12 protein-coding genes and 1 pseudogene are annotated in these 10,878 nt (G+C 66.1%); 10 read left to right on the top strand and 3 right to left on the bottom strand.

Annotation, left to right across the window (positions count from 1 at the left end):
- The first annotated feature begins 10 nt into the window (after positions 1-10).
- The 7 genes and pseudogenes from RTCK_RS03880 to RTCK_RS03850 all read left to right on the top strand — a co-directional run bounded on the left by RTCK_RS03880 (position 11) and on the right by RTCK_RS03850 (position 5,307).
- Positions 11-1,579: a Na+/H+ antiporter subunit D gene (locus tag RTCK_RS03880; RefSeq protein WP_142591745.1), complete on the top strand. Its 1,569-nt coding sequence runs from the start codon at positions 11-13 to the stop codon at positions 1,577-1,579.
- A complete protein-coding gene (locus tag RTCK_RS03875; protein WP_142521383.1) occupies positions 1,576-2,049 on the top strand; it encodes a Na+/H+ antiporter subunit E in 474 nt (157 codons plus the stop codon). Before RTCK_RS03880 ends, RTCK_RS03875 begins: the two co-directional genes overlap by 4 nt.
- Positions 2,049-2,318 (top strand): annotated as a pseudogene (locus RTCK_RS03870) (cation:proton antiporter); the annotation flags it as partial. The gene RTCK_RS03875 and the pseudogene RTCK_RS03870, both read left to right, overlap by 1 nt.
- 401 nt (positions 2,319-2,719) lie before the next feature.
- Positions 2,720-3,061 carry a monovalent cation/H(+) antiporter subunit G gene (mnhG, locus tag RTCK_RS03865; protein WP_142521382.1) on the top strand — a complete coding sequence of 114 codons (342 nt, stop codon included), beginning with the start codon at positions 2,720-2,722 and terminating at the stop codon, positions 3,059-3,061.
- Between the two features lie 391 nt (positions 3,062-3,452).
- The gene (locus RTCK_RS03860) at positions 3,453-3,881 is read left to right on the top strand and encodes a MucR family transcriptional regulator (protein ID WP_142521381.1); all 429 of its coding nucleotides are present in this window, start codon (positions 3,453-3,455) and stop codon (positions 3,879-3,881) included.
- Between the two features lie 219 nt (positions 3,882-4,100).
- A complete protein-coding gene (locus RTCK_RS03855; protein ID WP_142591743.1) occupies positions 4,101-4,520 on the top strand; it encodes a helix-turn-helix domain-containing protein in 420 nt (139 codons plus the stop codon).
- A complete protein-coding gene (locus RTCK_RS03850) occupies positions 4,510-5,307 on the top strand; it encodes a DUF6456 domain-containing protein (RefSeq protein WP_142591741.1) in 798 nt (265 codons plus the stop codon). Before RTCK_RS03855 ends, RTCK_RS03850 begins: the two co-directional genes overlap by 11 nt.
- A 154-nt stretch (positions 5,308-5,461) precedes the next feature.
- On the opposite strand, the gene RTCK_RS03845 is transcribed toward RTCK_RS03850, so the two are convergent.
- The gene (locus tag RTCK_RS03845) at positions 5,462-5,884 is read right to left on the bottom strand and encodes a SufE family protein (RefSeq protein ID WP_142591739.1); all 423 of its coding nucleotides are present in this window, start codon (positions 5,882-5,884) and stop codon (positions 5,462-5,464) included.
- A gap of 174 nt (positions 5,885-6,058) precedes the next feature.
- Positions 6,059-6,472 (bottom strand): DUF5330 domain-containing protein, encoded by a 414-nt coding sequence (locus RTCK_RS03840; RefSeq protein ID WP_142591737.1) that lies wholly within the window; start codon positions 6,470-6,472, stop codon positions 6,059-6,061.
- A 471-nt stretch (positions 6,473-6,943) separates the two neighbouring features.
- Here RTCK_RS03840 and RTCK_RS03835 point away from each other — a divergent pair, with 471 nt between their 5' ends.
- Genes RTCK_RS03835 through RTCK_RS03825 form a run of 3 tightly spaced genes read left to right on the top strand, consistent with a single transcriptional unit; the run spans position 6,944 to position 9,785 of the window.
- Positions 6,944-8,467: a sensor histidine kinase gene (locus RTCK_RS03835; RefSeq protein WP_142591901.1), complete on the top strand. Its 1,524-nt coding sequence runs from the start codon at positions 6,944-6,946 to the stop codon at positions 8,465-8,467.
- Positions 8,436-9,401: a peptidoglycan-binding domain-containing protein gene (locus RTCK_RS03830; protein WP_142591735.1), complete on the top strand. Its 966-nt coding sequence runs from the start codon at positions 8,436-8,438 to the stop codon at positions 9,399-9,401. Before RTCK_RS03835 ends, RTCK_RS03830 begins: the two co-directional genes overlap by 32 nt.
- 36 nt (positions 9,402-9,437) lie before the next feature.
- A complete protein-coding gene (locus tag RTCK_RS03825) occupies positions 9,438-9,785 on the top strand; it encodes a DUF1491 family protein (RefSeq protein WP_142521375.1) in 348 nt (115 codons plus the stop codon).
- A gap of 5 nt (positions 9,786-9,790) precedes the next feature.
- Here the strand turns inward: RTCK_RS03825 and RTCK_RS03820 are convergent, their stop codons facing one another.
- On the bottom strand, positions 9,791-10,813 hold the full coding sequence (locus tag RTCK_RS03820; RefSeq protein WP_185927897.1) for a DUF2336 domain-containing protein: 1,023 nt from the start codon (positions 10,811-10,813) through the stop codon (positions 9,791-9,793).
- Positions 10,814-10,878: the final 65 nt, after the last annotated feature.

Here is a 10,878-nt window from a genome sequence, read left to right as displayed (position 1 = left end):
GGCTGACGCGATGGCTGCCCCGACGACTGCCCCGATAGATCTCTCCGCCGCGCTGGTCATGGCGCCGACACCGCTTGCCGACTGGCTGGTGATTGCGCCCATGGGCCTGATGATCGGTCTCGGCGCCATCCTGGTGATGGTGCGCCACAGGCTGCACCTGCATGGCTGGATTGCCATTCCTGGTCTGGTGGCCCTGGTGCTGCTGGATGCGATGCTGCTCTGGCGGGTGGCGCAGCACGGGCCTTTCACCATGACCGCCGGGCGATGGCTGCCGCCCTTTGGCATCTCCTTCACGGCCGATCTTCTCGGCGCGCTGATGGCGCTCGTCTCGGCCCTGGTTGCACTCGCAGCCGGCATCTATGCACTGCGGGACATCGATTCGACCGGCCGTCGCTACGGTTTTTTCCCGCTCCTGATGATGCTGATGGCCGGCGTGACCGGCGCCTTCCTGACCGGCGATATCTTTAACCTCTATGTCTGGTTCGAGATACTGCTGATCTCGTCCTTCGGCCTCCTGATCCTCGGATCCGAACGCCAGCAGATCGACGGTGCGCTGAAATACGCGATCCTCAACCTGATGGCGACCACGCTCTTCCTGATCTCGGTCGGCTACCTCTATGCCATCTTCGGCACGCTCAACATGGCTGACATCGCGCGCCAGGCCGACGCGCATTCGGGCACCGCGCCCCTGGTCACGCTGAGCGCGCTCTTCATCCTGGCCTTCGCCATGAAGGCAGCGGCTTTCCCCGTCAACTTCTGGCTCCCTGCCTCCTATCATACGCCGCGCGTCGTCGTCGCAGCCTTGTTTGGCGGTTTGCTGACCAAGGTCGGTGTCTATGCGCTGATGCGGGTCATGGTCATGCTGTTCCCACTGCAGCGGGAAGAACTCAGTTTCGTCATCGCAGTATCGGCGGCGCTCACCATGGTGGTCGGAGCGCTTGGCGCGCTGGGCCAGAACGACCTGCGCCGGATGGCAGGCTTTGCGGTCATCGCCGGTATCGGCAACGTCATGGCAGGGGTCGCGATCGGTGGCACGGCCGGCGTCGGCGGCGCGATCCTCTACGCATTGCATTCGATCATCGCCATGACGGCGCTCTATTTGCTGGTCGGCGAAGCAGCACGCATCGGCGGGTCTTGGTCGCTGCAGACCCTCGGTGGCATCTATCGGCAGGCGCCCTGGATCACGGCGGCTGCCTTCGTCATCTTCTTGGCGACAGCCGGCTTGCCGCCGTTCTCGGGCCTGTGGCCGAAGATCGTGCTCTTGAAGGCCGCCCTCGACATCGGCGCGTGGTGGCTCTCGGCCGCCATCCTGATCTCGGCCTTCCTGCTGACGATCGCGCTCGGACGGGTCTTCCTGCTTGCCTTCTGGCGCCCGCGCCCTGCGGAAATGGCAGTGGCTGCGCCGTCCTCGCCTGAGGCCTGGCAGCGCACGGCCCCGCTCGCCGGCCTTGTAGCCCTGCTCTTCTTCTTCGGCCTGTTCCCGGAAATTCCGGTAAGCCTGTCGCAGGGCGCTGCCGCCAGCCTTGCGGATCCCACGGCCTATATCCAGTCGGTTTTCCCGACGGGAGGTGCTGAATGACGATCTACATCCTCAATGTCATCTTCGCCTTCCTTTGGGTGGCGGTCACCGGCAGTGCAACGGTCCTCAACCTGGCCTTCGGCTTCTTCCTGTCGATGGCCGCGCTCTGGATCGTCCGCGGCGAAATGGCCGAACAGGACTATTGGAGGCGCGTCCGTTCGGGCCTCTCCCTGCTTGTCCTTTTCCTCAAGGAATTGGCCTTGTCCGCCTACAAGGTGGCGGTCATGGTGTTCAGCCCGCGGCTCGACCTGAAGCCCGGCATCTTCGCCTTCCCCCTCACGGTCACCCGCGACTTCGAGATCACCCTCCTTGCCAACCTCATCACCCTGACGCCGGGCACGCTCTCCGTGGACGTCTCGGATGACCGCAAGACGCTCTATGTCCACGCGATCGATTGCTCCGATCCCGATGGAGCCCGACGCGACATCGCCGACGGCTTCGAACGCAAGATCCTGGAGACCTTCCGCTGATGACGGCCCAGTCCATCACCCAGTTTGCCGTCCATATCGGCCTCTTCGTCCTCGGGATCTCCTTCCTGCTCACCGCCTGGCGCGTCATCAAGGGGCCGACGCTGCCCGATCGGGTGATCGCTCTCGACATGCTGGTGGGCATCGTCATGGGCTTCATCGCGCTGATCGCCATCCGCACGGGCTTCACGCTCTATATCGACATCGCCATCTCGCTGGGCCTCGTCGGCTTCCTCGCGACCGTTGCCTTCGCCCGCTTCATCCTGTCGCGCAAGCGCCGGGGAGGGGAGGACGGCGCGCCGCCCGAACCGCTTCCGGAGGAGCCCGCCGCAAAGCCCGCCCACAAGGGCAATGCCGTTGGCGCCGCTGCACCGGCCGGGGCCCCGAAGGAGGTGGCGCCGAAGCCTGTGCTGAGCAAGTCCGAGGCGACCAAGGCGAGCGCCGCCAAGGTCAAGATCGCCAAGGCCAAGAGCGCCAAGGCCAAAAGCATCAAGGCCGAAGGCGCCAAGGCCCAAGGCGCCAGGACGAAGGCCGCGAAGAAATCGGCCCCCGCCGAAGCCCCCAGGGAAGCCCCCATAGAAGCCCTTGGGGAAGTTACTGCGGCCGTGCCCGCGGCCAAGCCGGTGAAACCGAAGGCGCCGCGCAAGCCGGCGGTACCCAAGGAGACCCCCTGATGGACATCCTGCTCGCGCTGGTCACCGCCGTGCTGATCCTCGTCGGCGCCGTCTTCGCCCTTGCGGCGGCGGTCGGCCTCAACCGCTTCCCCGACCTTTACGCCCGCATGCATGCCGCCTCGAAGGCCGGCACGATCGGCTCGGCGCTGATGCTGATCGCGGTCGGCGTCCACGCGGCCGATCTTGCCATCCTCGCCCGCTCGCTTGCTGGGTTTTTCTTCTTCGTCCTCACTGCGCCGGTCTCCGCGCATCTTCTCGCCAAGGCAGCCCATGATTCGGGCTATCCGCTCTCCAGTCTCTCGGTGCAGGACGAGATGAGGAGAGAAGAAGGTCAATTATAGTTGAGAAATGGTTGTATAGTTGAACTAATGCATGTCTATCGCGAGCGCTTCTGCCGTTTTTGCGGTATCCTGTGGCCGATAATGTGATTTTCATGACTTGGCCTACATTTCAGCCTTTGAATTTCCACTTTGTTGGTGCTAACGGAAAGCATTGAGTGCGATGCCCACCAAAGAAGAGTTTGCGCTTGATTGCGAACTCATGGTGGATGGGAATTCACCATAGACGCTCTGCCTGAACAGCGACGCGGCGGCCGGGATTTCTTCCTTGTCCTGTCCGACGCGCTTGAGGCAGGGCGGCTTCGAAAACCCCGCTCACGCTGCAGAGACTTGGAATAACTGGCGCGGTTCAGACGGGCGCCGCCCAGAACGATAAAAAGACAGGAGACATGCAATGACAGAAGTGGCAATGGCCAAGGGACAGGATCTGCTGGTTGAACTGACGGCGGATATCGTCGCCGCCTATGTAAGCAACCATGTGGTCCCGGTGGGCGAACTGGCTCACCTGATTTCCGACGTGCACAACGCACTCAGCACCACGTCTTCCCCGGCCCCCAGCGCGACCGTCGCCGAGAAGCCGAAGCCGCCGGTGCCGATCAAGAAGTCGATCGAGGAAGACTACCTGATCTGTCTGGAAGACGGCCAGAAGTTCAAGTCGCTGAAGCGTCACCTGATGACCCACTACAACATGACGCCCGAGGAATACCGCGAGAAGTGGGGTCTTCCGGCCGATTACCCGATGGTCGCTCCGGCCTATGCCGAAGCCCGCTCGCGTCTCGCAAAGCAGATGGGTCTCGGCCAGCGCCGCAAGCGCAGCAAGTAACATCTCCTGTCCCCAATTCCGAAGGGCCGGCAAGCGATCGCTTCCGGCCCTTTTGTTTTAAGGGGTGGATGGGGACGAAGTGAGGAATAAAATCATATTCGGTCATGCTCTGCACACTGATTTCATTCCGATATTCACAGTGACCAGCGCAAAGCGCTCTTCCAACATCCCCGTTCTTCCCCTAGGGTGTATGAATAAATTCCTATCAAAGGAGTTGTCATGTCCCCTGAAAGAGATTTCCCGCCTGCTCCGCCCGGACCGCCCCTGCCGCCGATGGAGGTCCGCTGGCCTCCGCACCGCACCCAGGCCATCCCGCTCAAGACCGTCTGCCGCATCGTCCGCCAGGTCGTTGGCGAGATGGTGCTCCTGTTCGGCGACCGCGTCCTCGTCCGCCGCGACCGCAGGCGGCTCGCCTGCCATGTCCGGCAGATCGCCATGTATGTCTGCCATGTGGCGCTGAGGATCTCGCAGAGCGATGTCGGCGACGCCTTCGGCCGCGACCGCACCACCGTCCGCCATGCCTGCCACGTGGTGGAAGACCGTCGTGACGATCCCCTTTTCGACGACTTCGTCTCGGCGGTGGAGCGCATCGTCGTCGCCGTCTTCGGCACGATGGAGGTGGAAGCCCATGCCGGTTGAGTGGACGAAGGGAGAGAAGCGGGACGTGAGCCGGCTGCTGCGCCGTCTTCTCCGGGGCGAGTGCTGCGTGGAAATTGCCGCAGACGGCCGGCTGCTGATCGGCGAAGAAGGTCATCCCTGTCCGGCCGTGCTGGTGCGGCAGGCGGAAGCGCGCGGCCTCGTGCGCCGCAATGGTCGCCGCCTTTCGGCGACGGATGCGGCCGCCGCTTTCCTGCGGCGTTCATTGGTTGCCGATGAGGAGGCCTTTCCCGCCCAGCACCGGCTCGACATGGATGCGGTGGTGGAAGTCGGGGGACACCGGCAGACAGTCCGCCGCAATCTTGCCGAATCGCCGCTCTCCCTGCTCGCCCGCCTGAAGGACCGCGCCGGCGGATCCTATCTTCCGGCCGAGGCCTTGGATGCCGGCGAGCGTCTCCTGTCGGATTTCACCCGCGGGCAGCTCCGCCCGAGGATCACCGCGTCCTGGGAGCCGCGGCTTGCCGGCCGCGGCAAGGGCCAGTCTGGCGGCCAGGCCGAGATCGCCGACAGCGCGCTTGCGGCGCGCGACCGTTTCTCCCGCGCCGTCGAAGCCATGGGGCCGGAGCTTGCCGGAGTCGCGATCGATGTCTGCTGCTTCGAAAAGGGGCTGGAGACGGTGGAGCGGGAGCGCCAATGGCCGCCCCGCTCGGCCAAGCTGATGCTGCGGACGGCCCTTCTGGCGCTCGCCCGCCACTATGCCCCGCCGCCGCGTGACAACCTGCGCAGCGCCCATCGCTGGGGTGCGGAGGGCTACCGGCCGATGCTGTGACGGACATGTGACCGTCCGCCTGCTGCGTATGACGTCTGCCTCATCCTGACCCTCATTCCCCGAGTGGGGGAAGGTGGCCGGCAGGGTGGATGGAGCGCGGGATCGAAGGGCGCAAGCCTGGAAGGGAGACGGAAGAGAGCCGCAGGCCCTGCGCCTAGGCAGCCGCCGTCAGGCGCGCCTCCTCGCGGATGCGCTTCACCATGGAGCGCAGCCCGTTGGCCCTCTGGGAGGACAGGTGCTCCACCAGGCCGATCCGGTCGAAGATCTCGATCGCATCGGTCTTCGCGATCTCGGAGGCATGCTTGCCGGAATAGACGGCGAGCACGATGGCAACGAGGCCGCGCACGATATGGGCGTCCGAATCGCCTTCGAAGGTCAGCACCGGATCCGGGCTGCCGCCGTCCTGATGGCTGACGAGCCAGACCTGGCTGGCGCAGCCCTGCACCTTGTTCTGGGCCGTGCGCTTGTCCTCCGGCAGCTCCGGCAGCGCCTTTCCCAGTTCGATGACGTAGCGGTAGCGGTCCTCCCACTCGTCGAGGAAGGCAAAGTCGTCGATGATCTGTTCGAGCGTCGCCATCGGGTGCTCCATGCTGTCTTGCCTGCATATAGGAAGGATCGGCGCCCGCGTGAACAGAAAAAAGACCGCGAGGCGGGAAACCTCGCGGCTCAGCAGGAGGGCTGGAGACTGGGCAGGCAGTCCGGCACCGGGATACGAGCCTGGTGCAAGAGATGAAATGCGGGCTTTCGAAGCTCAGGGATGGGCCGGCCGCTTCTGCGGAAGCGGAACGGCCTCCGCCGGGATCGTGCCGGTGGAGATGTCGTCGGCGGCTTGCGGCTTTTCCGGCATGGGCTGCGGATCGGCAAGCTCTGCGATGGCCGGCGCCTCGTCGGCGAATTGCTGGTCGAGCAGTTCGAAGGCCACCCGGGCGCCTTCCTTGGCGCGCTGGCCCAGCGCCGACACCGTCTCCGCACCCTTGATGCAGACATCCGGCTTCTCGACGCAGATGGCGCTGAGATATTGATAGGCCTGGGCGGCGGCGCCCACCGCGTCCTGCACCTGGAACTGCGACGCCGCTTCGGTTTCGGCAACCGGCCGGCTGCTGAAATAGGAAAGCACCACGAGTACGAGTGCAAACCACACACTGCCCTTGATCAGAAACCACATATCCCTGTCCACCCACCCATGAATGCCCGGTCGGCCGCCGGGTCTCTCCCGGTCTTGGAGGTGACCCTAAACTGGGGAAGCGAATCTCCCTTTGACAAGACCGCCGGCTTTTTCGGCGAATTTATCTAAAATGCGATCTTTCCCGTTTTCGGACGGCGGCCGCAGGCATTCACCTCAAATCTTAGCATCCGCTGTTAAGCATGATTGTGGCGCCGCCCCGCGGGTGGCCGAGGTTTGTGGGGCATGGCTCTGCCGCAATCGTTAACGCCATTGGGAAAATTGAAGTAATTCCGGAGCTTACGCCTTGTTAACCACAAGCGGAGAAGCCTAGCCGAAAGCGTCCCGAATTGGGAAATGGGCCTGTTCGGGGCTGGCGGCGCAGCCGACTTTTATCCTTTCCTTAAGCCGCCCGGCCGTATTGTCGGAGGGTAATTTCAAGCGTCAGGGTATTGCGTGCGCACCATCAGGAACATGGCTGGAAAGGCGGTCGCCGAGATCGATCGGGCCGCCGCCCGCTGGCTGGAAGGCCTCGGGCAGCCGGAGGAGAACCGTGCCCGCGATGTCGTGCGCCTGCGTGTCCTTTCCATCGGCGCGCTTGCGGCGGCGGCGGCCACGCCGGTGGCTCTCAGCCCGGTGCTGCCGCTCTCGCTTGCCCTTCCCGTCGGTGCCACCGGTGCCGCCGCTCTCTTCCTGTCCGTCGTTGCGGTGATGTCCTCGATGACGCGCCGGCCCATTGCGCGCCCGCCCGGCATCTCCGCCGACAGCCTCGTCTTCGACGCATGCCCCGGCCTGTCGCTGCTCCTGGACCCCCGCGGCGTCGTCACCCGGTGCGGCGGCCGCGACCGCGCAAGCTTCCCGGCCGCGCTGCAGGACGCCTGCGGCCAGCGCCTTGCCGAACTGGTCCATGTGTCCGACCGCATCGCGCTCGTCCATGCGCTCGACACGCTGCGGCAGGGTGCCGACGCCGCCTCGGCGGCGGTGCGGGTCCAGGGTGTCTACAGCGCTTCGCAGGGACGGCAGTTCCTGCATCTGGGGCTGGAGATGACCGCCATGCGCGGCGTCGACGGCGAACTGGAAGCCGTGTTTGCCCAGATGCGCGACGTTTCCGCCGAGGAAGCCCTGCGCCGGGAGGCGACGGACCGGGTCTCGGAGGCCCGCTCGGCGCACGAGGCGAAGTCGCGCTTCCTCGCCGCCGTCAGCCACGAATTGCGCACGCCGCTCAACGCCATCCTCGGCTTCTCCGACGTGCTCGCCGGCGAATATTTCGGCCGCCTCGAGACGGATCGGCAGAAGGAATATATCGGCCTCATCCGCCAGTCCGGCGCCCATCTCCTGTCGCTCGTCAACACCATGCTCGACATGAGCAAGATCGAGGCGGGACGCTACCAGCTCATTGCCGAACCCTTCGCGGTCGATGAGGTGGTGGAGGCCTGCCGCGCGATGCTCGACCTGCAGGCGCGGGGCAAGGGCGTCACGCTGACCGCCCGCACGGCCAAGGGCCTGGGCGAGGTGGTGGCCGACCGGCGCGCGGTCAAGCAGATCCTCATCAACCTTGCCGGCAATGCGGTGAAGTTCACCGAAGCCGGCGGCATCGTGACGATCGACGCGGTAAGGTCGGGCTCGGACCTGGTTCTGACGGTCAGCGATACCGGCATCGGCATCCCGGCCGACAAGCTCGAATTCCTCGGCCAGCCCTTCATGCAGGTGCAGGACGACTACACGCGCGGGTTCGAGGGGACGGGGCTGGGCCTGTCGCTGGTGAAGGGACTGGTTGCATTGCACGGCGGCCGGCTGCATATCAGCAGCAGCGCGGGAGAGGGCACGGTGGTCACCGTGACGCTTCCCGCCGACGGCAGCGGCATCGCAGCGCAGGGAGAGGACGGCGAGGCTTCGCCCGTAGAGTTCCCGCCGCGCCTGCCGGCTGCCGCACGGTCGACCATGAAGGACGTACAGGACAGAGAGAATGACGACGCCGCGCAAGCGAAAATCGCCTAGCAGGAAGAAACAGGTCCAGGAGATAGGCGTCCTGTCCCGGCTCTTCTCGGCGGCGGGGCGGACGGCGGCGCGCCATCCGCGCATCGTCGTCGGCGTTTCGACCTTCACGATCGTCTTCGGCTTCGTCGCCGCCAATGCCCTCTGGTACCAGCCGGGCAACCATCCGTCTCCCTTCCTGGCGACGCGCGATCCGCAGGATCCGAACGGCATTGCCGGCTACCGCCCTGCACGGCCCGTTCCGCCGCAGGAAGTGACCACCTTCAGGATCGAGCGCGAGCAGCCGGCCACCGAAGAGCAGCCGGCGCCGGCCGCCATGCCGTCGGATGGCCAGCCGGCCATCGCACCGCAGCGCGAGCTGGTCGCGGAGGTCCAGCGGCAGCTGATGCGCCGCGGGCTCTACCAGGGCACGGACGACGGCGTGATGGGGCCGCAGACGGAAGCCGCGATCCTCTTCTTCCAGGAGGCCGAAGGCCTGCCGCGGACGGGCGGAGCTTCGCCCGAACTGCTTGCCGCACTGCAGGCAAGGCCTGCGGCCTCGGCAGAGGGCGAGCTCGCCTCCGCCGAGCCCGTCGCGCCGCAGGTGGTCGCCGTTCCCGCCATGCGCCCGCGCGAGGACGTCAGCGCCGCGGTCGAGGATCCCGTCGCCGCAGCGATCCGCGCCTCTGAAAAGGCCGCCGGGTCTGCACCGGGCGCATCCGCACGGCCCGTCCCGGCCGGCGAAGTCGCTTCCCGCATTCCCGTCTCCAGCGATCTGGTGATCCAGATCCAGCGCGGCCTGTCGAACATCGCCTATACCGACGTCACCGTGGACGGAGTGGCCGGCGCGCAGACGAAGGCGGCGATCCGGCGCTTCGAGAAGCACTACCGTCTTCCCGAGACCGGCGAGCCGAACGAGATGGTGCTGAAGAAGCTGAAGTCCATCGGCGCCCTCTGACGCCTCTGCGCGCCGACGCTGAAGGGAAGGCCCCCAATGCGCATCCGCTCCGACATCTTCGTTTCAGCCCTCATGCGGCGGGTCTTCTCCGCAGGGGGCTTCGCGGCCGTCGAAGAGAAGGGGGCGGAGGAGGCGGGCGCCGTCTTCATCCGCCAGCGCTTGCGCGACGGCACGGAAACGGTCTACGCGCCGGCGCCGCAGAATTTTTTCGAAGACGAGCAGAAGGCGACCGAGCGGCGGTTCGAGAAGCGCCTCGAGCGGGTGGCCCCGGACGTGGCGACGGAGCTCCTGGCGCGCGAAAGGCGGTTCGACGGCGACCTGTGGGTGATCGAACTGGAGACGGACGGGATCGAGGGGCTGTTCGCCGTCGTCGATCCCGGCTGACCGCGTCAGCCGCGGCGGCGCAGCGGCGTTGCCGAACGCAAGGGCCGCACGGTTTCCGAAGATGCCGCCACAGCCTCCTCTGCCTGTACGGCGAATTCGCTCTCGCGGGTAGCGGTGTGGCTGTCCGCCCGCCGCCAGGCCTCGACCCGGCGTCCGCACTGGTCGGCATCGAGCCCGTTCCACAGCATCGCACCGCGGGTGAGGCCGCTGGTCTCCTCGCCCAGATGCGGATAGAAGCGCTGCAGCACGTAGACCCCGTCGGCCTTGTCCATGCCGAGTGCCTTGAGGGTGGTGGCCAGTTGCCGGCCGGAAATGTCGAGCACGATACGCTCGGCCAGCCACCGGCTTGCCGAAAGGCAGTCGGCGAGCGTGGTCGCGAACATCCCGCCGTCGCGACTGCGGGCGAAACGGATCAGCAGCGCCTCCTGGACGGGGCTCACGGTCCTCAGGCCGAGGCGGTCGTCTTCGGTGCGGTGCACATGGTTGGCGAGCGTCTTGATGCGCTGGCGCAATTCTTCCTCGCGCCAGCGTCGCTCCGCCTCCTGGGCCGCGGCGGCCGAGGGGGAGGCGGGCGTCTCCGCGATCTCCGTCCTGTCGGCGGCCTGCGGCGCCGGCCGGTCCTGCCGCAGGCTCACCAGCGCATCGATCACGCGGGGCGAAAGGTTTTCGCGGCGCACGATGGCGCGCGCATGGGCGGCCCCTTGCGTGCGGGCGACCGCAATCAGCGTTTCGTCGTCGAGGCAGGGCGAGGAGGCGAGGAAGGGAGCCGCGACCGCGATCGGCTGGCTGGCGATGAAGAAGGCGACGGTCGTCGGAACCGTGCGGCACTGGGAGAGCGCCGCCACCGCCTGCCGGCGCGCCTCCTCGCTGGAGGCGGCGAAAAGGGGGCCGAAGAGTTCGGCGAACTGCCTCAGTTCCGAGCGCGAGGGATGCGGCAGGGCCTCGAAGCTGGTCACCGTGGCCATCAGAACCACATCCTTCCTGCGCATGGCCGAGGGCCTTTCAAGATCTCGAAACTGGTCCGTCACGGCCACACTCACAAAACGCAATACAAACAGTCGCGGCAGCAAACTCCGGTGACGCCGTTGCGGCA

This window comes from Pseudorhizobium endolithicum (genome assembly GCF_902153245.2).
Classification (GTDB): Bacteria; Pseudomonadota; Alphaproteobacteria; order Rhizobiales; family Rhizobiaceae; genus Neorhizobium; species Neorhizobium endolithicum.
Note: the sequence above shows the minus strand (reverse complement) of the source record. Positions and strands in the feature narration are given on the sequence as shown.